The sequence below is a fragment of the Streptomyces sp. NPDC045022 genome (assembly GCF_056432605.1).
In genome coordinates, this window is the sequence record NZ_JBWKIR010000007.1 from 159,059 (window position 1) to 182,593 (window position 23,535).

21 protein-coding genes are annotated in these 23,535 nt (G+C 72.8%); 12 read left to right on the forward strand and 9 right to left on the reverse strand.

Going from position 1 to position 23,535, the window contains the following annotated elements; all coding sequences use genetic code 11:
• The first annotated feature begins 16 nt into the window (after window positions 1-16).
• Window positions 17-598 carry a hypothetical protein gene (locus tag AC07C1_RS15440; RefSeq protein WP_478939180.1) on the forward strand — a complete coding sequence of 194 codons (582 nt, stop codon included), beginning with the start codon at window positions 17-19 and terminating at the stop codon, window positions 596-598.
• A gap of 255 nt (window positions 599-853) precedes the next feature.
• Window positions 854-1,885 (forward strand): isopenicillin N synthase family dioxygenase, encoded by a 1,032-nt coding sequence (locus tag AC07C1_RS15445; protein ID WP_478939181.1) that lies wholly within the window; start codon window positions 854-856, stop codon window positions 1,883-1,885.
• Between the two features lie 72 nt (window positions 1,886-1,957).
• On the opposite strand, the gene AC07C1_RS15450 is transcribed toward AC07C1_RS15445, so the two are convergent.
• Window positions 1,958-3,058, reverse strand: a complete 1,101-nt coding sequence (locus tag AC07C1_RS15450; protein WP_478939182.1) for a citrate synthase 2 — start codon at window positions 3,056-3,058, stop codon at window positions 1,958-1,960.
• Window positions 3,059-3,224: 166 nt separating this feature from the next.
• Here AC07C1_RS15450 and pdxH point away from each other — a divergent pair, with 166 nt between their 5' ends.
• Window positions 3,225-3,911, forward strand: coding sequence for a pyridoxamine 5'-phosphate oxidase (gene pdxH / locus AC07C1_RS15455; RefSeq protein WP_478939183.1), 687 nt, complete (start codon window positions 3,225-3,227; stop codon window positions 3,909-3,911).
• Between the two features lie 466 nt (window positions 3,912-4,377).
• Entirely contained in the window at window positions 4,378-5,781 is a 1,404-nt protein-coding gene (locus tag AC07C1_RS15460; protein ID WP_478939449.1) for a PAS domain-containing protein, read from the forward strand.
• A gap of 79 nt (window positions 5,782-5,860) precedes the next feature.
• Here AC07C1_RS15460 and AC07C1_RS15465 read toward each other — a convergent pair whose 3' ends face one another.
• Window positions 5,861-6,616: an SIS domain-containing protein gene (locus AC07C1_RS15465; RefSeq protein ID WP_478939184.1), complete on the reverse strand. Its 756-nt coding sequence runs from the start codon at window positions 6,614-6,616 to the stop codon at window positions 5,861-5,863.
• Between the two features lie 443 nt (window positions 6,617-7,059).
• Here AC07C1_RS15465 and AC07C1_RS15470 point away from each other — a divergent pair, with 443 nt between their 5' ends.
• Both AC07C1_RS15470 and AC07C1_RS15475 read left to right on the forward strand, forming a co-directional pair.
• Window positions 7,060-7,752, forward strand: a complete 693-nt coding sequence (locus tag AC07C1_RS15470) for an iron-dependent transcriptional repressor DtxR (RefSeq protein WP_116150442.1) — start codon at window positions 7,060-7,062, stop codon at window positions 7,750-7,752.
• 290 nt (window positions 7,753-8,042) lie between these two features.
• The gene (locus AC07C1_RS15475; protein WP_478939185.1) at window positions 8,043-8,933 is read left to right on the forward strand and encodes an alpha/beta fold hydrolase; all 891 of its coding nucleotides are present in this window, start codon (window positions 8,043-8,045) and stop codon (window positions 8,931-8,933) included.
• A 99-nt stretch (window positions 8,934-9,032) separates the two neighbouring features.
• Here AC07C1_RS15475 and AC07C1_RS15480 read toward each other — a convergent pair whose 3' ends face one another.
• The 3 genes from AC07C1_RS15480 to AC07C1_RS15490 are packed head-to-tail and all read right to left on the reverse strand — an operon-like array spanning window position 9,033 to window position 12,124.
• A complete protein-coding gene (locus AC07C1_RS15480) occupies window positions 9,033-10,631 on the reverse strand; it encodes a transporter (RefSeq protein ID WP_478939186.1) in 1,599 nt (532 codons plus the stop codon).
• Window positions 10,628-11,404 carry an ABC transporter ATP-binding protein gene (locus AC07C1_RS15485; RefSeq protein WP_478939187.1) on the reverse strand — a complete coding sequence of 259 codons (777 nt, stop codon included), beginning with the start codon at window positions 11,402-11,404 and terminating at the stop codon, window positions 10,628-10,630. The genes AC07C1_RS15480 and AC07C1_RS15485 overlap by 4 nt, the downstream gene beginning before the upstream one ends.
• A gap of 54 nt (window positions 11,405-11,458) precedes the next feature.
• A complete protein-coding gene (locus AC07C1_RS15490; RefSeq protein WP_478939188.1) occupies window positions 11,459-12,124 on the reverse strand; it encodes a bifunctional DNA primase/polymerase in 666 nt (221 codons plus the stop codon).
• 316 nt (window positions 12,125-12,440) lie between these two features.
• Here AC07C1_RS15490 and AC07C1_RS15495 point away from each other — a divergent pair, with 316 nt between their 5' ends.
• Entirely contained in the window at window positions 12,441-13,826 is a 1,386-nt protein-coding gene (locus AC07C1_RS15495; RefSeq protein ID WP_478939189.1) for a transcriptional regulator, read from the forward strand.
• Window positions 13,827-14,027: 201 nt separating this feature from the next.
• The gene (locus AC07C1_RS15500) at window positions 14,028-15,692 is read left to right on the forward strand and encodes a hypothetical protein (RefSeq protein ID WP_478939190.1); all 1,665 of its coding nucleotides are present in this window, start codon (window positions 14,028-14,030) and stop codon (window positions 15,690-15,692) included.
• 70 nt (window positions 15,693-15,762) lie between these two features.
• Here the strand turns inward: AC07C1_RS15500 and AC07C1_RS15505 are convergent, their stop codons facing one another.
• Window positions 15,763-17,088 (reverse strand): ABC transporter substrate-binding protein, encoded by a 1,326-nt coding sequence (locus AC07C1_RS15505; protein ID WP_478939191.1) that lies wholly within the window; start codon window positions 17,086-17,088, stop codon window positions 15,763-15,765.
• A 117-nt stretch (window positions 17,089-17,205) separates the two neighbouring features.
• On the opposite strand from AC07C1_RS15505, the gene AC07C1_RS15510 reads away from it, so the two are divergent.
• Window positions 17,206-17,706: an SCO4402 family protein gene (locus AC07C1_RS15510; RefSeq protein WP_478939192.1), complete on the forward strand. Its 501-nt coding sequence runs from the start codon at window positions 17,206-17,208 to the stop codon at window positions 17,704-17,706.
• Between the two features lie 46 nt (window positions 17,707-17,752).
• Entirely contained in the window at window positions 17,753-18,631 is an 879-nt protein-coding gene (gene purU, locus AC07C1_RS15515) for a formyltetrahydrofolate deformylase (protein ID WP_478939193.1), read from the forward strand.
• A gap of 44 nt (window positions 18,632-18,675) precedes the next feature.
• On the opposite strand, the gene AC07C1_RS15520 is transcribed toward purU, so the two are convergent.
• Window positions 18,676-20,064, reverse strand: a complete 1,389-nt coding sequence (locus tag AC07C1_RS15520; protein ID WP_478939195.1) for a maleylpyruvate isomerase N-terminal domain-containing protein — start codon at window positions 20,062-20,064, stop codon at window positions 18,676-18,678.
• Window positions 20,061-20,633, reverse strand: coding sequence for a sigma-70 family RNA polymerase sigma factor (locus AC07C1_RS15525; RefSeq protein WP_478939197.1), 573 nt, complete (start codon window positions 20,631-20,633; stop codon window positions 20,061-20,063). The genes AC07C1_RS15520 and AC07C1_RS15525 overlap by 4 nt, the downstream gene beginning before the upstream one ends.
• Window positions 20,634-20,969: 336 nt before the next feature.
• On the opposite strand from AC07C1_RS15525, the gene AC07C1_RS15530 reads away from it, so the two are divergent.
• Window positions 20,970-21,350 (forward strand): STAS domain-containing protein, encoded by a 381-nt coding sequence (locus tag AC07C1_RS15530; protein WP_478939199.1) that lies wholly within the window; start codon window positions 20,970-20,972, stop codon window positions 21,348-21,350.
• Between the two features lie 153 nt (window positions 21,351-21,503).
• Window positions 21,504-22,016, forward strand: coding sequence for an EF-hand domain-containing protein (locus AC07C1_RS15535; RefSeq protein ID WP_478939201.1), 513 nt, complete (start codon window positions 21,504-21,506; stop codon window positions 22,014-22,016).
• Here the strand turns inward: AC07C1_RS15535 and AC07C1_RS15540 are convergent.
• Window positions 21,995-23,506 (reverse strand): class I adenylate-forming enzyme family protein, encoded by a 1,512-nt coding sequence (locus AC07C1_RS15540; protein ID WP_478939203.1) that lies wholly within the window; start codon window positions 23,504-23,506, stop codon window positions 21,995-21,997. The two genes, AC07C1_RS15535 and AC07C1_RS15540, sit on opposite strands and share 22 nt — an antisense overlap.
• Window positions 23,507-23,535: the final 29 nt, after the last annotated feature.

Here is a 23,535-nt window from a genome sequence, read left to right on the forward strand (position 1 = left end):
GGCTACGGTCGTCGGCATGGGGGACACCTTTCAGACGATCGTCGACCTCGACGCCACCGCCGAGCACGCGCCGCGCCTCGCCCAGCGCGTGCTCGACCGGCTCGTCGCCGAGGGCATCGTGCTGCCCGAGCGAACCGACTGCGTCCTCGGGCAGCCGCTCGGTCATCCGCCCGGCCCGCACTGGGACAAGGCGGTGGACCCGTCGGACGCCGACTGGAAGCCGTACGACGGCCTGGCCGTGCACACCGGGCGCACCGTCTTCCACGGCGGCCAGGGAGAGGCCGAATGGGCCCGCTGCCCGCGCTGCGCGGCCATCACCCGTCTCCTGACCGACGAGTGGGCCCCCATCGAAGCGGCCTGGAGACCCTTCGGCCAGGCCATGGACCTCTGGCACGCGACGGGCGCCGCCGACGTCGACTGTCCCGCCTGCGCCGCCCGCGTCCCGCTGCCGGACTGGACCTGGGCCGGCGACTACTGGGCCTTCGGTCACCTGGGCTTCGAGTTCTGGAACTGGCCCGAGTTCACCGGCGAGTTCCGCGCGCTGGTCGCCGAGGTGCTGGGCGGCCACCGTACGACGTACGTCTGGGGCAAGTTCTGACCTCGCCGCCCCCACTCCGGGAGCAGTGAACCGGGCCACCCGCGTTTTCCGGGTCGCGCAGTACCCTTGCCGCATGCTTCCGATGCTCGTCCGCCGCCGCCACGTGGACTACGTGCGCGTCACGAGCATGGGCTGTCGGCGCTTCACCGCCTGACCCAGCCCCCTTTCTCTCCCTTTTTCTCTCCTTTTTCCGGCACCGGGGGCCGCCCTACCCCTCGGCGGTCACCCCTGCCCCGTACACCCTGCGGACGCACCATGACCACGCACAGCGCGACGACCCCGTCGTACGACCAGCTCCCGATCATCGACCTGTCGGCCGCCGACCGCGGCCCCCGGGCCCGTGCCCTGCTCCACGCCCAGCTGCACAGCGCCGCCCACGACGTCGGCTTCTTCCAGCTCATCGGACACGGCGTGACCCAGGCCGAGACCGACGCGCTGCTCACCGCCATGCGCGCCTTCTTCGCCCTCCCCGAGGCCGACCGGCTCGCCCTCGACAACGTGGGCTCCCCGCACTTCCGCGGCTACACCCGCACCGGCGACGAGCGCACCGGCGGCGCCCGCGACTGGCGCGACCAGCTGGACATCGGCGCCGAACGCCCCGCGCGCGTCCCCGGCCCCGGCGAGCCCCCGTACTGGTGGCTGCAAGGCCCCAACCAGTGGCCGGCCGCGCTCCCCGAACTGCGCACGGCGGCCCTGGCCTGGATCGACAAGCTGAGCGCGGTCGCCCAGCGCCTGCTGCGCGAACTCCTGACCGCCATCGGCGCCCCGGCCGGCTTCTACGACCCGGTCTTCGGCGCCCACGCCCATCCGCACCTCAAGCTCGTCCGCTACCCCGGCAGCGCGGGCGACGGCACCGGCCAGGGCGTGGGCGCGCACAAGGACTACGGCTTCCTGACCCTCCTGCTCCAGGACACGGTCGGCGGCCTCCAAGTCCTGCGCGAGGACGGCCTCTTCCACGACGTGCCGCCCATCCCGGGCGCCTTCGTGGTCAACCTCGGCGAACTGCTGGAGGTGGCCACCGACGGTTACCTCCTCGCCACCAACCACCGCGTGGTCAGCCCGCCCGAAGCGACGGAACGTTTCTCGGTCCCGTTCTTCTACAACCCCCGCCTGGACGCCAGGATCGAACCGCTGCCGTTCCCGCACGCGCCGCAGGCCCCGGGCATCACCGACGACCCGGCGAACCCGCTGTACGCGGAGTACGGCTACAACGAACTGAAGGGCAAGCTGAGGGCGCATCCGCTGGTGGCGGAGCGGCACCATGCGGATCTGCTCACGGCAGCCTGAGGTCAGGGGCGCGGGGAACTGCGCGACCGGCCACAACAGGCCCGCATTCCCCCGCGCTCCGAACCGCCCCCTCTATGGGGCGATGTCCGCATACCCCTCGATGTCCTCAGGCCGACGCGCACCCGGCCCCACATACCTCGCCGACGGCCGCACCAACCTCCCCGTCCGCTTCTGCTCGAGGATGTGCGCCGACCACCCGGCCGTACGGGCGCACGTGAACATCGACGTGAACATATGGGCCGGCACCTCGGCGAAGTCCAGCATGATCGCCGCCCAGAACTCCACGTTGGTGGCCAGCACCCGGTCCGGCCGCCGGTTGTGCAGCTCCTCCAGCGCGGCCTTCTCCAGCGCCTCCGCGATCTCGAACCGCGGCGCGCCCAGCTCCCGCGCCGTACGCCGCAGCACCCGCGCCCGCGGGTCCTCGGCCCGGTACACCCGGTGCCCGAAGCCCATCAGCCGCTCACCCCGGTCCAGGGCCTGCTTGACGTAGGCCTCCGCGTCCCCCGTGCGCTCGATCTCCTCGATCATCCCGAGCACCCGGGACGGCGCACCCCCGTGCAGCGGCCCGGACATCGCACCGACCGCACCCGACAGCGCCGCGGCGACATCCGCACCGGTGGAGGCGATGACCCGGGCGGTGAAGGTCGACGCGTTCATCCCGTGCTCGGCGGCGGACGTCCAGTACGCGTCCACGGCGGCGACGTGCTTCGGGTCCGGCTCACCGCGCCAGCGGATCATGAACCGCTCCACGACCGACTGCGCCTTGTCGATCTCCCGCTGCGGCACCATCGGCAGCCCCTGCCCGCGCGCGGACTGGGCGACGTACGACAGCGCCATGACGGCGGCCCGGGCGAGGTCCGCGCGGGCCTGCTCGGCGTCGATGTCGAGCAGCGGTTTCAGGCCCCACACCGGGGCGAGCATGGCCAGCGCCGACTGCACGTCCACGCGGATGTCACCGGAGTGCACCGGGATCGGGAACGGCTCGGCGGGCGGCAGACCGGGGTTGAAGGCGCCGTCGACCAGCAGACCCCACACGTTCCCGAAGGAGACGTGCCCGACCAGGTCCTCGATGTCGACGCCCCGGTAGCGCAGGGCACCGCCCTCCTTGTCGGGTTCGGCGATCTCCGTCTCGAACGCGACGACTCCCTCGAGCCCGGGTACGAAATCGGACATCAGGCGGCTCCTCGTGATGTGTCGGCGGCGGTCACCCCGGTGATGCCCCGATCGGCCGGTGGTCACCCAAACCGCTGGGGAACCAGCACGATAACCCCCGGTGCCACAGTTGGGGAGACCACGCGACACTGAGTGCCAGCCGCGTTCGATACGGCAAGATGACCGGGTGACCGACCGCGAACCCCTCCTGGACCCCGTCCTCGACCCCGCCGCGATGCGCAAGCAGTACCGGGCCGAGGGCCTCAGCGAACAGGATCTCGCCACGCACCCGATGGACCAGTTCGCCCGCTGGTTCGAGGACGCCGCCCGCGCGTCCCTCCACGGCACGGTCTACGAACCCAACGCGATGGTCGTCTCCACGGCGGACGCCTCGGGACGCCCCAGCTCGCGCACGGTGCTGATGAAGCAGTTCGACACCGACGGCTTCGTCTTCTACACGAACTACGACTCCCGCAAGGCCCGCGACCTGGCGGAGAACCCGTATGTCTCGCTGCTCTTCCCCTGGCACCCGCTCGCCCGCCAGGTCATCGTCACCGGCACCGCCCGCCGCACGGGCCGCGAGGAGACCGCCGCCTACTTCCGCACCCGCCCGCACGGCTCCCAACTGGGCGCCTGGGCCAGTGCCCAGTCCACGGTGATCGCCTCCCGCACCGAGCTGGACACCGCGTACGCCGACCTCGAAGCCCGCTACCCCGAGGACGAGCAGGTCCCGGTCCCGCCGCACTGGGGCGGCTTCCGTATCGCCCCCGAGGCGATCGAGTTCTGGCAGGGCCGCCAGAACCGCCTCCACGACCGCCTGCGCTACGTCGCCCGGCCGGACGGCACCTGGAGGGTGGAGCGGCTCTGCCCGTGACGCCGGAGGGCTCCTGGATGACGGACGACGGTTCCGGGGTGTCGTAGAACGCAGGCGACCCGCGGGCTTGGGTCCTCTGGGAGGAGCCGGCCGGACGTACCGGCAGCCCGCGGGTCGGGTGACTGCGTTGGTTTGGCCGGCTGCGTGTCACTCACACACGCTGGTCCGGCACCGCACTGAGTGTGGCGACGGGCGTCAGCCCGCAGTCACCTCTTCCGTCCGGTATCCATACATCTGCCGAACCACCTCCTCTCCGAAGTGACAGCCACTCTAGGAAGCCGTTCGCGAGTGCTCAAGTGTTTTTTGGACGAGTGGGTGGACCTGCGGCTCTCGCCGGACGGCGCACGGCATTGATTCCTGCAAGATTGCGGGAACATGATGTGGGCTGCGTCACGTTCGAGTTGAATGAAGGCCAGTGAGCGAACCGAGCGCCTACGTGCGCGGACGCAGTCTCCAGGGGGTCGAGGTGAGTGCTTCCCGGCGGAGTGGGACCACGGATGAGCTGGGGCCGGACGAGCCCGGTGAGTCCGGGGGCTCCGACCTGCTCGCCGCGCTGCTGGACGGCATGGACGCGGCTCTGTGTGCCTTCGACGCCGAGGGCGTGGTCACGCACTGGAATCGGGAGGCCGAGCGGATCCTCGGGTGGACCGCCGCCGAGGCCGTCGGGCGGCAGGGCTTCGCCGGGTGGGCGGTGCGCAGCGCCGACGCCGAGGAGGTGCAGGCCCGGCTGATGTCCGCGATGACCGCGCCGGGGCGGCAGGTGCACGAGTTCGCGCTCGTCACGAAGGACGGCGGGCGGGTGCTCGTACGGACGCAGTCCGCCGCCGTGCGCGGGCCCGACGGGAAGCCTGCGGGTGTGTACTGCGCGTTCAGCGAGGTGCACGCGCAGATAGACCTGGAGCGGTCGATCGCGCTGAGCGAGGCGTTGTTCGAGGACGCGTCGTGGGGTGTCGTGCTCGTCGACGCGGATCTGCGGCCCGCCGTGGTGAACGCGCATGCCGCCCGCGCGCTGGGCATCAGGCGTACGTCCGTGCTGGGGCGGCCACTCGGTGAGCTGGTCGCGCGGGGCGTGGAGGAGCTGGAGGCCGCGCTCACGCATGTGCTTGCCGAGGGCGCGCCGCCCGCGCCCGCCGAGATGTGGGTGACCGTGCGCACCCCGGAGGGCGAGAAGCGGCGCTGCTGGCGGAGCGGGTTCCTGCGGCTGGCCTCGCCGCTCGCGGAGGAACCGGTGCCGCTCGGGGTCGGCTGGCTCTTCCAGGACGTCACCGAGGCCAAGCAGAGCGAGCAGGAGGCGGCCCTGCTGCGGTTCCGTACCAACCAGTCGCACCGCGCGGCCCGCGCCGCCGCGGAGTGCGAGGACCCGGTGGAGGCGGCCGTCGTCCATCTGGACTTCGCCCTCGCCGGCTTCGCCGACCACGCGCTCGTGGATCGGGTGGCGGGCACCCCGCGCGCGGGAGGTGAGGGGGAGTCGGGTCCGGTACGGCTGGTACGGCTCGCCGCCACGCCCGCCGGAGCGCCGGGGCCGAGTCTGCTCAGCGGGGCGGCCGGGTGGCCCGTGCGGTACGAGGAGGGGCATCCGGCGCTGCAGTGCGTGGAGCGGGCCGGGACCGTGCGCGCGGACGTCGGGTCGGTTCCGGCGGAGCGGGCGCGGGAGTGGGCGCTGGAGCGGCAGTGGCCCGAGGACGCGGTGCACGCGCTGTGCGCGGTGCTGCGCAGCCGGGGGCGGACGCTGGGTGTGGTGACTTTCCTGCGGGGGGCGGCCCGCAGCCGCTTCGAACGGTCCGACACGGCCTACGCGGAGGATGTGGCGGGGCGTATCGCGGCGGCGCTGGATCTGGCGGCGGCGGTGCGGGGGGCGGCGGGGGAGTAGGGGTTGCTGCCCCGGTCGCCGCCGCGTTCGTTCCGTGGCGGCGTTTCACCGGGCGGTCGGTGCCGTGTGGGTGCCGGGTTCAGCGGCGGTAGAAGATCCGGTCGCCGTACTCCCGCATCACCCGGCCGTTCCACTCGTGGCCGCCGTCGACGTTGCCCGAGCGCAGGAGCGGCGGCTCGATGCCGCGGTCGGCCAGGGTGGCCGCGGTGGTGGCCATGACGGCTTGCATGAGGGCCGTGGTGACGACGGTGGAGGCGGGGGCGAAGGGCGCCGGGATGGTGTCGAGGGTGAGTTCCGCGTCGCCGACCGCGATCTTGGAGTCGAGGACGATGTCGCAGTGGTCCTTCAGGAAGGTGCCGGAGACGTGCCGGGACTTGGTCTGCGAGGCGTACGCGGCCGAGGTCACGCCGATGACCCGCACGCCGAGGGCGCGGGCGTTCAGGGCCATCTCCACGGGCAGGGCGTTGCGGCCGGAGAGGGAGATGATCACGAGGGCGTCGCCCGCCCGGACGGGTGAGGTGTCGAGGACGGCGCTGGCGAGGCCGTCGACGCGTTCGAGGGCGGAGCCGAGGGTGGCCGGGGTGACGTCGACGCCGACGACGCCGGGTACGGCGAGCAGGTTCATCAGGGCGAGACCGCCCGCCCGGTAGACGACGTCCTGGGCGGCCAGGGAGGAGTGCCCGGCGCCGAAGGCGAACAGGCGGCCGCCGGTGGCGACGGTGTCGGCGAGCAGGGTGCCGGCCGCGGTGATCGCCTCGGCCTCCTCCTCGCGGACCCGTTGCAGCAGGCCGATGGCGGCGTCGAAGAACAGGTCGGCAGGCGTGCCGTCGCTCATGCGGTGCCCCTTCGCAGCGTCTGTGTCGTGGATCACCGTGAGGTCTGGACCAGTGCGGTGTCAATACGGCCGGGGGTTCGCGGGCGCCGGTGTCGACTCGGCTGCCCGGCACCGGTGCCGCCCGGGGGCAGGACCGCCCGCGCCCGCCGGGCGCCGCCGCACCCACCCGTCCCGGCCCAGCCGGCGCGGCTGTCCGCGGCCACGGTGGTACACGGTCCCGGCCCAGCGGCACGGCGGCCCGCGGCTCGAGTGTCCTGAAGGGGCGCGGGGAACGGCGCGACCGGCCACCGCGCACCCGCAGCCGGGATACTGTCCGCGCCGGCCGAGTCGGCCGGCGCCCCCCGTTTTCCCGGTACCGCCCGCTTGTCAGTGGGATCCGGCAGAATTGGTGCCAGGGCCAGCGCACGCGCCGGGGTGCCGGCAGAGGTAATCGAGGGGCACGTATGTCCGGACTGATCGACACCACGGAGATGTATCTCCGCACCATCCTCGAGCTCGAAGAGGAAGGCGTCGTGCCCATGCGCGCCCGCATCGCGGAGCGGCTCGACCAGAGTGGGCCGACGGTGAGCCAGACGGTGGCGCGGATGGAGCGCGACGGCCTGGTCTCCGTGGCCAGCGACCGTCACCTGGAGCTGACCGACGAGGGCCGCCGGCTGGCCACGCGCGTGATGCGCAAGCACCGCCTCGCCGAGTGTCTCCTCGTCGATGTGATCGGCCTGGAGTGGGAGCAGGTGCACGCGGAGGCGTGTCGCTGGGAGCACGTCATGAGCGAGGCCGTGGAGCGCAGGGTGCTGGAGCTGCTGCGGCATCCGACCGAGTCGCCGTACGGCAACCCGATCCCGGGCCTGGAGGAGCTGGGCGAGAAGGACGGGGCCGATCCGTTCCTGGACGAGGGCATGGTCTCGCTGGCCGACCTGGACCCGGGCACGGACGGGAAGACGGTCGTCGTCCGCCGTATCGGCGAACCGATCCAGACCGACGCGCAGCTGATGTACACGCTGCGGCGGGCGGGTGTGCAGCCCGGTTCCGTGGTGAGCGTGACGGAGTCGGCCGGCGGGGTGCTGGTGGGCAGCGGCGGTGAGGCGGCCGAGCTGGAGGCGGACGTCGCCTCGCACGTGTTCGTCGCCAAGCGCTGACAGGCGAGGGCCCCGGCGCCGTGTGGCGCCGGGGCCTGTCCTCCCCTGTGCTGACCCGGAGCCCCGAGCTCCCAGGGTCATTCCCCTCGGACCGTTTTTCCCCGAGCGGTCCGCCCTCCCGCCAGAAGAGATCCCCTCGGTGGCGGCGATCATTCCTTCAGGGGTGTCACTCGAATGAGGGTTGTTGTCCGCAGGGACAGAATTTTCGAATGGCCATTCGATAGTGTGCGGCGGCAGTACGACGGCAGAACACCGGTGCGAGGCAGGCGGAGCTGGGGGGTGCCAGGCCCATGGCACGGCGTATCGACGTGACGGGAGCGGGTGGCGTGCGGCTGGCCGCCTGGGAGTTCGCCGACCCTCCCAAGAGGGACCCGGACCACACGGACCCGGACCACACGGACCCGGAGCCCGGCGCTCCCGGTGTGCTGTTACTCCACGGCCTGATGGGCCGCGCCTCGCACTGGGCCGCGACGGCCCGCCGGCTCGCCGAACGCCACCGCGCCGTCGCCCTCGACCAGCGCGGCCACGGGCAGAGCGACAAGCCCCCACTGACCGCCTACACCCGCGAGGCCTACGTCGAGGACGCCGAGGCCGCCATCGAGCAGCTCGGCCTCGCCCCCGCCGTTCTCATCGGCCACGCCATGGGCGCGCTCACCGCCTGGCAGCTCGCCGCCAAGCGCCCCGACCTGGTGCGCGGTCTGGTCATCTGCGACATGCGGGCCTCCGCGCTCGGCGCGGCCTCGCAGCGCGAGTGGGCCGACTGGTTCCGGGCCTGGCCCGTCCCCTTCGCCACGCTCGCCGATGTCCGCAAGTGGTTCGGCGAGGACGACCCCTGGGTGGAGCGCCCCCACCCGGCCCGTGGCGCCTTCTACGCCGAGGTCATGCACGAGTGCGACGACGGCTGGCGCCCCGTTTTCGAGCCGGAGCAGATGCTGAGGTCAAGGGAGACCTGGGTCTACGACGCGCACTGGGACGAGCTGGCCCAGGTGCGCTGCCCGGCCCTGGTGGTGCGCGCCCTGGACGGCGAACTGGGCCGCGCCGAGGCCCAGGAGATGGTCCGGGTGCTGCCACGCGGTGAGTACGCCGAGGTGCCCGACACCGGTCACCTCGCCCACTACGACCGGCCGGAGGCCTGGCGGGGGGCCGTCGAGCCGTTCCTCGACGCGGTGCTCGGGGATTGAGCGCCCGCTCGTCCGCCGGTCCGGCGCTTCGGCGACCAGGGGTTCGTCGTGGCCTGGCGCGCGGTCCCCGCGCCCTTCGGGGGGCCGTAAAAGCGTTGCCTACCCCTTGCTCACCGCCGCCAGGATCTCCGGCAGCCGGGCCGCCGTGCGCGGGGCGGCCAGCCGCAGGCCCAGCACCGTCAGCCCGGCCCCGTAGCCCGCCCCGACCGGCAGCAGCAGCCAGGTCCACGTGTCGCCGCCCGCGCTCACGTTGAGCCAGATGGTGAGGGCGATGACGGGCGCGCACAGCAGGGCCGCCGCGACCATGCCGCCGAACACCGAGATCCAGGCGAGGCCCGCCTGCCCGGGGACGACGTTCTTGTGGCCCTCCTGCGGGACGGAGTACGGGAAGCCGGCCGAGGTCCACGCGCCGGTCGCCAGCATCGCCCCGAGCAGCGCGAAGGACAGCCCCAGCACCTCCGGCAGCCGCGCCCAGGCGTCCAGCAGCGCTGACGTCAGCACCGTCACGAGCACGGCGTACGGGAGGGTGACCAGCAGCAGGGCCAGGGCCCGGCCGCGCAGCTCGGCGTAGGCGTCCCGGGTCGAGGAGATGGTCGTGGCCACCATCCAGAACGCGGAGGTGTCCTGCCCGAACTGGTTGTACATCTGGATGCCGAGCATCCCGGCGGCGAAGCACGCGAAGTAGACCGATCCCGTGCCCTGCACCGCGTTGAACACCGGCACGATCAGCCCGATGGCCAGCGAGGTCACCCACGCGGCCTTGGTCTTCGGGTCACGCCAGATGTAGCGCAGGCTGCGTTCCGTGACCGTGCCCGTGCGCCCGCCCGGCAGCAGCCGTCCGAGCCCGGCCGAGGAGGCGCGGTCCCGCGTCCCGGCGGCGAGAGGCTGCAGCGTGGACCCGTCGGGCGCGGTCATCAACCGGGTCAGGCTCCGTGCCCAGACCGCCACCAGCAGCCCCAGCGCGGCCGCCGAGACGCCGAGTTGAGCGGCCGCGGTGCCGTACGATCCCTCGCTCGCCGTCCGTACCGCCCCGACCGCCGACGCCGGTGGCACCCAGGACAGCACGTCCGCGACCGGCCGCAACTGTCCCAGCCCGGACGACCCCAGCCGTTGCGCGCCGAAGTTGACCACTTGCGCTCCGACCGCGATCACCAGCCCGCTCAGCACGGCCAGATCCCGGCCCTTCCTGCTGGTCAGCAGGCGTACGTTGGCGGCGGCGACGGCCCGAGCCAGTGCCACGCAGACCAGCAGGGCGAGGACGACGGCGGCGACCGCGACGACGTACCCCGCCGGGCCGTGCGCCAGGGACAGCGCGCAGCCCGCGAGCAGGAGCAGTGTGAACAGGGGGCCGATGCCGACCAGGGAGGCCGCGAGCAGGCCGCGTACCAGCGGCCGGGGGCGCAGCGGCAGCAGCACCAGCCGGGTCGGGTCCAGGGTCTCGTCGCCGGTCGGGAAGAACAGCGGCAGTACCGCCCAGCCCAGCGCCAGTACGGCCGTTCCTGTCACGGCCACCACGTCGGCGTGTGCCTGTCCGCGCAGCAGGAGCAGTCCCAGGAGCTGCGACAGCGCGAACAGGATCGCGAGAACGGCCGAGGCGGCGAACGCGGCCCGTCGGCTCCCCGACTGCCGCAGTCCGTTCCTCAGCAGTGACAGTTTCAGCCGGACGAGGGTGGCGGCCGGGCTCGTCGGGCTCGTCATCGGGCCGCCCCGCCGCCGAGCCAGTCCAGATCGGAGCCGGCGTTCCGGCCGCTCGCGCCGACCAGCTCCAGGAACGCCCCGTGCAGCGTGGGGTGGGCCCCGCGCACCTCGGCCGGTGTTCCCGTCGCACGGATGCGTCCCGCCGCCATCACCGCGACCCAGTCGCACAGCGACTCGACCAGCTCCATGACGTGGGAGGAGAAGACGACGGTGGCCCCGGAGGCCGTGTACCGCTCCAGCACGCCCCGGATGGTCTGCGCGGACACCGGATCGACGCCCTCGAACGGCTCGTCCAGGAAGAGCACCTCGGGGTTGTGCAGGAGAGCGGCGGCGAGTCCGATCTTCTTGCGCATACCGGTCGAGTAGTCGACGACGAGCCTGTGCTGGGCTCCGGCCAGGTCCAGCACGTCCAGCAGCTGCGTGGCCCGTTTGTCGACCTCGGCCCCCGGCAGCCCGCGCAGCCGCCCCGAGTACCCGAGCAGTTCCCGCCCGGAGAGCCGCTCGAACAGCCGCAGCCCCTCGGGCAGCACCCCGATCCGTGCCTTGACGGCCACCGGATCCCGCCACACGTCGTGCCCGACGACCTCCACGGTCCCCTCGTCGGGCCGCAGCAGCCCGGTGACCATGGAGAGGGTGGTGGTCTTCCCGGCCCCGTTGGGCCCGACCAGCCCGATGAACTTCCCTGCGGGCAACGCCAGATCGATCCCGCCGACAGCGACGTGCTGCCCGAACCGCTTCCAGAGCCCCCGCACCAGTACCGCAGCTTCGGTCATGCATGCACAGTACGGTGACGGCGGGTTCTTCAGGGACGCGGGTAACCGGGCACGTCAGCGGTCCCGGCCGCACGCGTAGGCAAGCGGCGAGATCAACTCCTCCGCGTCCGGCAGCCACCGGTTCGCGGGCGTGGGCCGGCAAGCCCACTGAACGGCACCGCGAGAACCGAACCGGGTCGGGGGAGCGGCCACATGGGCCCCCTCACCCAGGGCGACCAGATCCAGTGACGACAGCGACCACCCGAGCTTGCGCACCAGCTCCGGGACCTTCACGGACGCCCCCGGCAGCACGAAGAACTGCATACGCCGGTCAGGAGTCAGAGTGACCGGCCCCAGGGTCAACTCCATGCGCTCCATCCGGGCCAGCGCCAGGAAACCGGCGCTCTCCGGGACGGAGATCGCGTCGAAGGTCCGGCCCGTCGGCAGCAGGATCGACGCCGTCGGCTGCTTCTGCCACATCCGGCGGGCGACGGTCGCGCTGCCGGTCGCCTGGGTCGCCCAGTCGGGGCGCGTGGGGTGCGCACCCGGCGCAGGGCAGGAGGCGTCGCCGCACGAGCAGCGCTGCGTCCCGTCGACGGCTTCCAGCCAGGCGCCCGGGAACACGTCCCAGTGCCGCTCCTCGGCGTAGCGTACGGCGGTCTCCAGCAGCGATTCCCCGCGCTGCTGCGGAATCTGACCGGCAATCTGAGTGTCCTGGGCGCCCGCGATCGTCTTTTCCACGCTCCACTCAACTCCCGGGCTCACCTGGAGTTACGGCTCTGGCGCGCGCCGGGGAGGAGCATCGATTCGGCAGTCGGGGCGCACGGGTGCACAGGCGGGGGCGCGCGGGAGGAAGCGGGGGGTGGGTTGGGTAGCCAGGGGTGGGGTGGCATCCGCCTTTACCCCGGCAAACCGCACATGTCACGCATTGACGGCAGGTCAGCTGGGCAGTGATCTTCCCGCACGGATCATCCCGGCCGGTCCTTCCGGCCGGAACGTCCCGACCGGATCTTCCCGGCCGGAACTTCACGCTCCAGGGGTTCGCAGGGGGTAGTACATGGCCGCAAGGCCTCTCGTGGCGAGGCAGCCGAACGAACGGCTGCAGGCACTCATCCAGGAAGCGGGGTGTTCCAACGCCGGGCTGGCCCGGCGGGTCAACATGTGCGGCGCCGAGCACGGTCTCGACCTGCGCTACGACAAGACGTCCGTGGCCCGCTGGCTGCGCGGCCAGCAGCCACGGGGCCGGGCCCCGGCGATCATCGCCGAGGCGCTCGGGCGCAAGCTCGCCCGTACGGTCACGATCGACGAGATCGGCATGGCCAACGGCAAGAACCTCGCCTCGGGGGTCGGCCTCCAGTTCTCGCCGACGGTGCTGGGGGCCATCGAGCAGGTCTGCGAGCTGTGGCGCAGCGACGTGGGGCGCCGGGACTTCCTGTCCGGCTCCTCCGTCGCCGCCTCCGCGCTGGTCGAGCCCAGCCGCGACTGGCTGATCTCGGCCCCGGACGCCCAGGTGGCCCGGCAGGCGGGCCCGCGCGTGGGCCAGTCCGACGTGGCGGCCGTGCGGTCCATGACCCAGGCGCTGGTGGACCTCGACCACCAGTACGGCAGCGGGCATGTGCGCCCGGTCGTCGTGCACTACCTCAACAGCGTCGTCTCCGGACTGCTCGCGGGCTCGTACCGGGAGGCGGTCGGCCGCGAACTCTTCGCCTCCGTCGCCCGGTTGACCGAGCTGGCCGGGTACATGGCCGTCGACACCGGGCAACCGGGCCTGGCCCAGCGGTACTACATCCAGTCGCTGCGGCTCGCGCAGGCCGCCGGGGACCGTGGTTACGGCGGGTACATCCTCGCCGCGTCCATGAGCCACCTCGCCGCACAGCTCGGAAACCCGCGCGAGATCGCCCAGTTGGCGCGGGCGGCGCAGGAGGGGGCGCGCGGGCATGTGACCCCGCGCGTGGAGGCGATGTTCCACGCGGCCGAGGCGCGCGGGCACGCCCTGCTCGGCGACGCGCGCGCGGCGCAGGCGGCCGGCGGCCGGGCGACCATGGCGATGGAGGGGGCGGACGCGGCCTCCGGGGACGACCCGGTGTGGATCGCGCACTTCGACGAGGCCTATCTCGCCGACGAACTGGCGCACTGCCACCGGGATCTCGGGCAGCCGGAGGCGGCGGCCCGGTACGCCGAGCAGTCGCTGGCCGGGCATCCCGAGTCCCGGGCCCGCCGGCGCGCCATCGGCTATGTGCTGCTCGCCACGGCCCAGGTGCAGCAGCGCGAGATCGAACAGGCCTGCAGCACCGGCATGAAGGCGGTGGAACTGCTGGAGACGCTCCGCTCCAACCGGGGCGCCGAGTACCTGGAGGATCTCCAGCAGCGGCTGGAACCCTTCCGGGAAGAGGCGGTGGTAAGGGAGTTCGGGGCACGCCTCGATCTCCAGCAGGCCGCCTGAACACCGGCCCCTCGGCCCGGTGAACGTGAGGGAAACGGCACCCGGATGCGCACCGGGTGCCGTGAACAGCGCATCACGGGCCGGTTTTGTTACCGCTGTCACAGGGAAGAAGATCGCGTCCTGAGCTGCGTGGCACCCGGCTCGGGGGACCCGGTAGCGTGAGCCGACGATTCACAAGGTCCCCCATTAGTAGGAGTCCCGGTGACGCAGAGTGGACAGGGCGAGGAGCCCTCGGCGCGGCCCGCGCGCGAAGGCATCGTGCTGCCCTCCGACGGAGGCGAGCCGCTGCTGCCGGGCATGTCGGGAGTGCCCGCCCCCGCCGCCCCGGCCGGCGGGCAGTCCTGGGGCGGTTCCTGGGGCCCCGAGCAGCAGACCCCCCAGCCGGGCCAGGGCTGGCCCCCGGCCGGAGCCGCGCAGTGGGGCACCCCGGAAGGCCCCGGGCAGCAGCCCGCGCCCGCCGCGAACCCCGGCCCGCTGCCCCCCGAGGGCGCCCCGGCACCGTCGTACGGCGGCCAGACGCCCGCCTATGGCGGCCCGGACCCGCAGTACGGCGGCCAGGCGCCTTCCTACGGCCCCGGCGGCCAGGAGCAGCAGTACGGCGGCGGTGCCTACGACGGCGGCCGGCAGCCCGCCTACGGCGCGCCCGGTCAGCAGCACCAGTACCAGCAGCAGTACCCGGCGCCGGCCGCGCCCGCCGCGCCGCTGCCGCCCGCCGTGCCGGACGCGTACCCGGGCGCGAGCGCCCCGCTGCCCCCGGCGGCGGACGGAGCCACCCAGTACATCCCGCCGGTCCCCGCGCCCGGGGACGAGGGCGCGACCCAGTACATCCCGCCCGTGCCGGCCGCGTCCGCCGACGGCGCGACCCAGTACATCCCCCCGGTGGCGTCCGGCGCGCTGCCGCCGGAGTCCGCCGGTGAGCAGACGCGGTACCTCGGCCACGCGCCCCAGCAGGCGGGGCCCGCGCATTCCGACGCGGAGGCCACGCAGTACATCCCGCCCTATGCCGCCCAGGCCCAGGGCGGGGACCGGCAGCCGCCGGCCGAGTTCGACAACCTCTTCCGCAGCGGTCCCGCGGGCGGCGAGAGCCCGGCCGGGGCCACCCAGCAGCTCCCGCTGGTCGAGCAGCCGGACGCCTACGCCGGCCGGCCGCAGTCGTCGTACGGCCCGGCGCAGTCGTCGTACCGCCCGGCGCAGTCCTCCTACGATCCGGCTCCGGACGACGAGGGGCGGCACGGGGGCCGGTCGCGGGTGCCGCTGATCGCGGCCATCGGGGTCGGCATCGCCGTCCTCGGCGTGGGCGCCGGTGCGCTGCTCAGCGGCGGGGGCGGCACGGACCCGAAGGACGACGGCAAACCGGTCGCCGCCACCTCCCCGGCCACCCAGGACTCCGCCTCACCCACCGCCGACCCCGCCCGGCAGCAGGCGGTGGCGTTGGACAAGCTGCTCGCCGACAGCGGCAGCAGCCGCGCCTCGGTGATCCAGGCGGTGGCCGACGTCAAGCAGTGCGACAACCTCGACCAGGCCGCCGCCAGCCTGCGCGACGCGGCCAGGCAGCGCGGCCAGCTGGTCACCCGGCTCGGCAAGCTGTCCGTGGACAAGCTGCCGGCCAACGGCGACCTCACCGCCGCCCTGACCAAGGCCTGGCAGGCGTCCGCCGCGGCCGACAACCACTACGCGGCCTGGGCCGGCCAGGTCAAGGGCGGCCACAAGGGCTGCAAGAAGGGCCACGCCCGCACCACCGGCGAGACCCAGGCCGGCAACCGGGAGAGCGGCACCGCCAGCGCGCAGAAGGCGAAGGCGGCGGGGCTGTGGAACGCGATCGCGACGAAGTACGGCCTGACCCAGCGCCAGCCCACCCAGCTGTGACGGGCCGACGGCCGGCGGCGCGGACGTGCGCTCCACCGCACGTCCGTGTTCCGCGCTCACGGTCCGGCGGTCACTGCACGTCCGCGGTCTCCAGCGTCCGGGTCATGTCGGCGATCCCGTTGCTGCCGCCGATGCCCTTGCGGGCCGCGACCAGCTTGCCGTCCTGGACCACCTGGAGGGTCACGTTCGCGTTGACCATCCGCGGAAAGCCGACGCCCGCGAGCTTGCTCTCGTAGGGCCAGCGCAGTGTCGGGGTGAGGCCGCCGGTGGAGACCCGCAGGTCGTCGTTGAGGGTGCGGCGCACGGTGTCGGCGCTCACCTCACCGGCGCCGATCCGCTCCAGCACGGCCTTGAGCACGGTGTAGGCGATCCAGGTGGTCTGGACCCCGGCGTCCGCGGGGTCGATGCGGTTGTCGCCGAAGGCCTCCTCGTTGATCACCTTCTTCATGGCGTTCCAGCGCGCGTCGGACGCCGGCGGGTACCAGCCGGTGATGTACGCCCCCTCGTATGGCCCGGACGCCCCGCCCGTCGCGTTGATCACCGTCTGGTCGACGCTGCCGAGCACGGTCGCCGTGCGCACCTCGGGGAAGTCCGCCCGGGCCCGCCGGAAGGAGTCCATGAAGGTGTCGGTGCGGTCCCCCAGCGCGGGCACCACGCAGCCCTCGTGCGTCACGTTCCTGGTCGCGTAGCGCAGCGCCTGCCCGGCCTGGCCGCCGTACTCGGTGGCGTCCTCGGCGGCCAGCTGGTCGCCGGCGTCCGCGTGCCCGCCGGCCCTGAGCCCCGAGTCGAGCATCGCGGGCAGCTCGTCACCCGCGATGCTGTCGGGCCGCACCAGGGCCACATTGCCGCAGGTGTCCGCGAGAGCCCTGCCCAGACCGGCCAGGAGGGCGGGCTGGCCGCCGTTGACCGGGTACGACATCGAGCCGGTGAACTCGTCGTTGGTGACGCCGTAGCCGCCGATGTAGGGAATGCCGGCGCCTTCCAGCGGGGCGAGGTAGGAGTCGCCGAACTGGCTGTAGGAGCCGACGACCGCGACCACGTCCTCGGCCGCCGCGCGCCGGGCGCACTTCGCGGCGCCCACGCTGTCGTTGTGGTCGTTGCAGGTCAGGACCTCGAGGCGGTGGCCGTCGATGCCGCCGTGGGAGTTGATCCACTTCGCGTAGGCGCGGGCCATCGCGGGCATGCCGGGCTTGTTGGTGGCGTCGGTGTCCTGCGGCGCCCAGGTCATCACCTTGACCGGGCCGTCCCCGGAGCCCCCCGTGGCACCGGGGACGACCCCGCATCCGGCGGTGAACGACGTACACAGGGCCAGGGCGCCCGCGCCCAGCGCGGTGCCTCTGACGGGCCGGGAGAGTGCGGGAAGGAAGGTGCTGCGGGTGCGTCGCCTGCCGGTCATGCGCACACACGATTCCCTCACACCGCTAACCCGGGAGTGACCCTCGGTCAACGGAAGGTGACACGGTGGTGAATTGCAGGGGCCGGTGTGGCCGGTGTGACGGGGAACGTACGATCGATGACCGTGCAAGGTTCGGAGAACTCTTCCCGTCGCGGCCGTCGCTCCCCCACCATGGGCGGCATGCCCCTGAACGACATGCCGTGGTGGCGCTGGCGCAGCAATGTGCGCTCGGCGCTGCACATGCTCTCCGACCCGGTGTTCCAGCGGGACGTCTGGCTGGCCGGGGTGGACGGGTACGGCGACGTCACCGACGCCGTGTACCGGCTGGTGGAGGACACCTGGCTGGACAGCTGGTCGGCGGAGAAGTACGTCGGCACGATATTCCGGGACTCGCAGGAGGCGGCGCTCGTCGACACCGCCGTGCTGCGGGTGCTGCGGATCATGCACCAGGTGGGCCCGGACGCACCGGTCGCCGTCTACCTCGACCACCACGGGTGGCCGGAGGCGGTGCGGGCGGCGCGGGACGCCCACCTGCGCCTCGCGGCGAGTGACGGTGACGACCCGGACGCCCCGCCGCGGAGTCTGGACGTGCTGCGGATCATGACGAGGTCCGCGTAGCGGACGGCGGCCCGTGGCACGGGGCCGGTATGGGACCCTGTAGTGCATGAACGAGCAGTCCGCGGCCGCCGCCCCGGCCGACCAGTACGTCCTCACGCTCTCCTGCCCGGACAAGCAGGGCATCGTGCACGCCGTGTCCAGCTATCTATTCATGACCGGCTGCAACATCGAGGACAGCCAGCAGTTCGGCGACCACGACACGGGTCTGTTCTTCATGCGCGTCCACTTCTCGGCCGAGGCGCCGGTGACGGTGGACAAGCTGCGGGCGAGCTTCGCCGCGATCGGTGACTCCTTCCACATGGACTGGCAGATCAACCGGGCCGACGCGAGGATGCGCATCCTGCTGATGGTCAGCAAGTTCGGGCACTGCCTGAACGACCTGCTGTTCCGGGCCCGGATCGGCGCGCTCCCGGTGGAGATCGTGGGCGTGGTCTCGAACCACACCGACTTCGAAGAGCTGGTGGGCTCCTACAACATTCCGTTCCACCACATTCCGGTGACGAAGGACACCAAGGCGGAGGGCGAGACGAAGCTGCTGGACCTCGTGCGCGAGGAGAACGTCGAACTGGTCGTCCTCGCCCGCTACATGCAGGTCCTCTCGGACGACCTGTGCAAGCAGCTCAGCGGCCGGATCATCAACATCCACCACTCCTTCCTGCCGAGTTTCAAGGGCGCGAAGCCGTACCACCAGGCGCACGCGCGGGGCGTGAAGCTGATCGGTGCGACGGCGCACTACGTCACCGCGGACCTCGACGAGGGACCGATCATCGAGCAGGAGGTCGAGCGGGTCGGCCACGACGTGACCCCGGACCAGCTCGTCGCCGTCGGGCGCGATGTGGAGTGCCAGGCACTGGCCCGGGCGGTCAAGTGGCATGCGGAGCGGAGGATCCTGCTCAACGGGCGCCGGACCGTGGTGTTCGCCTGAGCGGCCGAGAGCCTGAGCCGCGGCGGCCGGACCCACCCGGCCGGCTACATCCGGCTCAGTCCCGCCGCCGCGAACAGCACATCCCGGATGGCCTGGCGGTCGCCGTCCTGACCCGCCGCAGCCTCCGCCGGAGGCAGGTGGCCCGCCGCCAGGCGGCAGAACTCCACGCCGTCCAGGGCGACATGGGCCACCTCGAAGTCCGCGGAGCCCACCGCCGCCGGTGAGTCCAGCGGGATCAGCCACTCACCGCCCGCCGCGCCCTCGATCTCCAGCCGCAGACTGCGCCCGGGCGCGCCCGCGCTGACGAGGTGCGGGGTCGTACCGGGGGCGGACAGGCCCGCGCGGCGCCGCTCGGCGAGCGCGGCCGGCAGCATACGGACCGCGAGGTCGATCATCCGGTTCAGGTGGCGCGGCGCGGGCGGCTCGTACGGGTAGTCCACCGCCTCCGCGATGTCCTCGGCGTGCACCCAGCACTCGAAGGCGCGGTCCAGCATCGCGTCGTGCAGCGGCAGTTCGAAGTCGCCGTACGACACCGCGAGTCCGCCCGCGTGGCCGCCCGTGAACGACACCGTCCGCACGAGGCTGTGGCTCTGCTCCCGCCAGGGCGCCCGCACCGAGCGGGTGGGCGGGAAGTGGGAGGCCCGCCAGAACGCCTCCGTGCGCCCGGCCGGGCCCACCGCGTCCTCCTTGGCCGCCTCGGTGACCTCGGCCAGCGGGTCCTCCAGGCCGAGCGCGGCCGCGACCAGCCCGTCCACGGACAGCAGGTGCGCGATCACACCGGCGACGGTCGTACGACGGCTCGTCGGTGTGCCGGCCTGGAACCACCGCAGCCGCACCGGCGCGTGCCACTCCGCGTCCCCGAAGTCCTGCAGCAGCGCGTCCAGGCGCGCGGTCTCGGCGTCGTAGGGTGCCGCCCAGCCGGGGACCGGGATGCGCGGCGGGCGGCGGTCCAGGCAGGCCTCCAGGACCCGGGTGCGCAGCCCCGGGTCCAGGTCGAGGCTCTCCGGCTGGTGCAGCAGTCCGACCGCCTCACGCAGCCGGCGGGCCTCGTCGGCGCAGCTTCCGCAGGCGCCCAGGTGCTCCTCCACGGCGGCCGTCTCCGCCACCGAGCAGGCGGCCAGCGCCCAGGCGCCGAGGAGCGACTTCAGGACGGCGTGCGACAGGTGGAGCGGCACGGGAGCGAGGTCCCCCAGGTCGGCGGGGCCGGGCAGCGGAAGCCCGCTGTCCTCGACGGAGGCGCGGGGCATCGGTATGCGCGGCGGCCTGGCCGGATCGGGTCCGCCGGGTCCGTGCGGCCCATCCCCGGAACCGGTAGCCCCGCCGTCGCCGCCCTCGTACCCCTCGGCGCCCCCGTACGACCGCGCCTGCCGCCCGTCTTCCTCCTCGTGGCCGTCGCGCTCGTCGGGTGCCTCGAACCCTTCCGCCCCGCTCACACCGCACTCCCGTATTCCGGAGGTGTCCCGGCGTCGTGGGCGGTGGAGAGCAGTTGCAGGCCCAGGCGGAGCCGACGGCGGGCCTCGTCCTCGGTGACACCGAGGTCGGTGGCGGTCTGGCGGTAGTCACGGCGCTGGAAGTAGGCCCGTTCCAGCGCGGCGCGCAGGGGGGCCGGCATGGAGTGGACGATGTAGTCGGCACGGGCGGCGACCGAGGCGCGGCGCACCTTGCGCTCCAGGTCCTCCGTGGAGTCGCCGTCCCCTCGGGGGAGCGCGGCGGTCTCGCTGTCGCGCAGCCGCTGCACGGCGAGCCGGTGGGTCATGGCGGCGACCCAGGTGCGCAGGGGCTCCTGTTTGGGGTCGTAGGTCTCGGGGTGTTCCCAGACGTGGGTGAAGACCTCGCGGGTGACGGTGTCGGCGGCCTTCTCGTCACCGAGGACGCGGTGGGCGAGGCTGTGCACGAGCGAGGCGAACCGGTCGTACAGCTCGCCGAGGGCGGCTGCCTCACCGCGGGCCAGCCGCTGCTGCATCTTGCGGTCCCAGCGGGGCGGTACGTCCCTCTTGGCCATGCGGTCCCCTCCCCTCACCCGTGTCCGGCCCGTCCAGCCTGTCTGCGCTGTCCTCTCGAATGTAGTCGGCACGTCCGACAACGCACGCCCCTTCGTGTCAATGTGCGCCCCCCGAAGCGCCGCAGGTGATAGTGCCCCCTTCACACATCCTTCACGCAAGACGCGTGCTTCTTCGATCGAAGAGGATCGATAGTGACCGAAAAAAGCCCCTTGTCGATCGCGTGCCGTTTGCCGGTCTACGTTTCAGGGAACGGCCGCTGGGCAGCTGCGCGGAATGAAGCGTAGGAACTGCTTCCGTTTCCGGGCGGTTCCGGGAGATCCGGCGAGCGGAGGGGCATGTCCGTGGCATTCAAAGTGACCGGCGTCGACCAGGGCGGGTGGGCCGTGCTCCGGGTGTCCGGGGAACTGGACCTGATGACCTCGCCGGTGCTGCGGCAACGGGTGCACGACGTCGTCGCCGAGGGACATCACAGCCTCGTCGTGGACCTCTCCGACGTGTTCTTCTGCGACTCCAGCGGGGTCGGCGTGCTCATCGCCGCCCGTCGGCTGATCCGCTCCTGTCAGGGCCGGCTGCGGCTGATCCTGCCCGACCACGGCGCCGACGACGGCTCGCACGTCAACCGGGTCCTCGGCGCGCTCGGCGTCCGCCGCCTCTTCGAGGTCCATCCCGACCTCGACTCCGCGACCACGGACGAGGCCGGCCCGCTCTCGGCCTGAGGGGCGCAGATGTTTTCGCGACAAAGCCGCGCCCCGGTCGCGGAACTCACCCGGTCTCGGCACAACCGCCGGCTTTCCGCCGCCCGGCGGCCGCTCGCGTCGTACGCTCCCTGCCAGGTCAACCCACGCACAGGTAAGGCGGCCCGAACAGACATGGTCAGCACCGAGTACGAGCGCAGGATCGCCGCCCGCTTCGCCACCTTCGACCAGGACGGCAACGGCTACATCGACCGCGGGGACTTCAACGCGGCGGCCAAGGCGCTGCTCACCGAGTTCTCCGTCACCGCCCGTTCCGACAAGGGGCAGGCGCTGTACGCCGGCGCGGAGGCCTTCTGGCAGGGGATGGCCGGCATCGCGGACCGGGACGGCGACCAGCGCATCACCCGCGAGGAGTTCGTCACCGGCGCGGTCAAGCGGCTGCGCGACAACCCCGACCGCTTCGCCGAGATCGCCCGCCCCTTCCTGCACGCGGCCCTGGCGGTGGCGGACACGGACGGGGACGGCCGCCTCACCGTCGCCGACACCGCTCGCGTGCTCCGCGTCCTGCGCGTACCGGACACCATCGCCGAGGTCACCGCGGCGGCCCTCGACAGCGACGGCGACGGCGGTGTCGGCGAACCCGACATCATCCCGGCCTTCGCCCGCTACTTCACGGTGCCCGAGTAGCGCTCCCGCAGCTCGTACTTCAGCACCTTCCGCAGGGTGTCGTTGCGCGGCAGCGTCTCCACGACCTCCAACCGCTCCGGCAGCTTGTGCACGGCCAGGCCTGCCGAGCGGAGATACGCGACCACGTCCGGCAGCGTCAGCTCGCCCGCGCCGGGCGGCTGTTCCACCACCGCGCAGACCAGCTCGCCGCGCTCCGTGTCCGGCAGGCCGATCACCGCCACGTCCGCCACGGCGGGGTGTGGGTGCAGCAGGTCCTCGATCTCCCTGGCCGAGATGTTCTCGCCCTTGCGGATGATCACGTCCTTCAGGCGGCCGGTGAGGACGAGGTGCCCGGAACCGGTGACATGGCCCAGGTCGCCGGTGCGCAGGAAGCCGTCGGTGTCGAAGGCCGCCGCGGTCTGCGCGGGGTCCAGGTAGCCCTGGCAGACGGCCTCACCGCGCAGCCGCACCTCGCCGTCGACGATCCGGATCTCCATGCCCTCCGGCGGGCGGCCCTCGGTCGTCGCGAGGTTGTCGGCGGTGTCCTCCGGGTCGCCCATGGTGATCATCGGAACCTCCGTCATGCCGTACCCGTGGGTGAGCTGGACGCCCATCTCACGGACCACGCGGTGGTACAGCCCCGGCGGCTTGGGGGCGCCGCCGCCCGCGAGGAGGCGTAGGGAGGGGATCACCTTCTCACCCGGCCGCTTGCGCTGTTCGGCCAGGAACATGGAGTAGAAGGCCGTGGATCCACCGGCCACCGTCACGCCGTGCCGTCGGTACTCCGCCAGCGCGTCCGGCAGCGCGAAGTGCTCGGACATCACCGCCGGGAAGCCGTGGAGCAGCAGCATCACCGTGTAGTCGGGGCCGGCTATGTGGGCGTAGGGGAAGGCCATCGAGCCGACGTCGGCCGGTGTCGGGCGGAGCGCGTGGGCGAGGCAGGAGCCGGCCGCGATCAGGGAGCGGTCGGTGTGCAGCACGCCCTTGGGGTCGGAGGTGGTGCCCGAGGTCCAGTAGATCCAGCGGACCGGGGTTCCGTCGGCGGGCGGGGCGGGCAGCACGGACGGGTCGCCGTCGGGAAGGGTGTCGTAGGCCTCGAAGATCCCTTTCGCGCCCAGCCGCCGGGCCATCTCCGTGTGGTCGTGGCCCCGCCACACGCCCGGAACCGCGAAGAACTCCGCCCGCGACTCCCTGAGCGCGAAGCTCACCTCCCGGTCCCGGTAGAAGGGGATGACCGGGGACTGTACGGCGCCCAGGCGGGCCAGTGCGAAGGACAGCAGGGCCGTCTCGATGCGGGTGGGCAGCTGCCAGGCGACCACCGTGTCGGGGCGCACGCCCATGCCGTACAGGCCGGCGGCGACTCGTTCGGCGCGGTCGCGCAGGGCGCCGAAGGTGAGCGTCCGGTCCTGCTGGAGCAGTACCGGGCGCCCGGGGGTGAGCCGGGCGCGCCGGTCGACCAGGTCCCACAGGGTGCGGGAGGCGCTCAGGGCGTGTGCGCTCGTGTCGTTCACTTCCGGCCACCTGCCTTTGGCTGACGGTC

Coding starts and splice junctions, on each gene's coding strand:
- AC07C1_RS15440 (WP_478939180.1), top strand. CDS start 17: ATGGGGGACACCTTTCAGACGATCGTCGACCTCGACGCCACCGCCGAG.
- AC07C1_RS15445 (WP_478939181.1), top strand. CDS start 854: ATGACCACGCACAGCGCGACGACCCCGTCGTACGACCAGCTCCCGATC.
- AC07C1_RS15450 (WP_478939182.1), bottom strand. CDS start 3,058: ATGTCCGATTTCGTACCCGGGCTCGAGGGAGTCGTCGCGTTCGAGACG.
- AC07C1_RS15465 (WP_478939184.1), bottom strand. CDS start 6,616: ATGAGCGACGGCACGCCTGCCGACCTGTTCTTCGACGCCGCCATCGGC.
- AC07C1_RS15470 (WP_116150442.1), top strand. CDS start 7,060: ATGTCCGGACTGATCGACACCACGGAGATGTATCTCCGCACCATCCTC.
- AC07C1_RS15475 (WP_478939185.1), top strand. CDS start 8,043: ATGGCACGGCGTATCGACGTGACGGGAGCGGGTGGCGTGCGGCTGGCC.
- AC07C1_RS15480 (WP_478939186.1), bottom strand. CDS start 10,631: ATGACGAGCCCGACGAGCCCGGCCGCCACCCTCGTCCGGCTGAAACTG.
- AC07C1_RS15485 (WP_478939187.1), bottom strand. CDS start 11,404: ATGACCGAAGCTGCGGTACTGGTGCGGGGGCTCTGGAAGCGGTTCGGG.
- AC07C1_RS15495 (WP_478939189.1), top strand. CDS start 12,441: ATGGCCGCAAGGCCTCTCGTGGCGAGGCAGCCGAACGAACGGCTGCAG.
- AC07C1_RS15505 (WP_478939191.1), bottom strand. CDS start 17,088: ATGACCGGCAGGCGACGCACCCGCAGCACCTTCCTTCCCGCACTCTCC.
- AC07C1_RS15510 (WP_478939192.1), top strand. CDS start 17,206: ATGACCGTGCAAGGTTCGGAGAACTCTTCCCGTCGCGGCCGTCGCTCC.
- purU (WP_478939193.1), top strand. CDS start 17,753: ATGAACGAGCAGTCCGCGGCCGCCGCCCCGGCCGACCAGTACGTCCTC.
- AC07C1_RS15525 (WP_478939197.1), bottom strand. CDS start 20,633: ATGGCCAAGAGGGACGTACCGCCCCGCTGGGACCGCAAGATGCAGCAG.
- AC07C1_RS15530 (WP_478939199.1), top strand. CDS start 20,970: ATGTCCGTGGCATTCAAAGTGACCGGCGTCGACCAGGGCGGGTGGGCC.
- AC07C1_RS15535 (WP_478939201.1), top strand. CDS start 21,504: ATGGTCAGCACCGAGTACGAGCGCAGGATCGCCGCCCGCTTCGCCACC.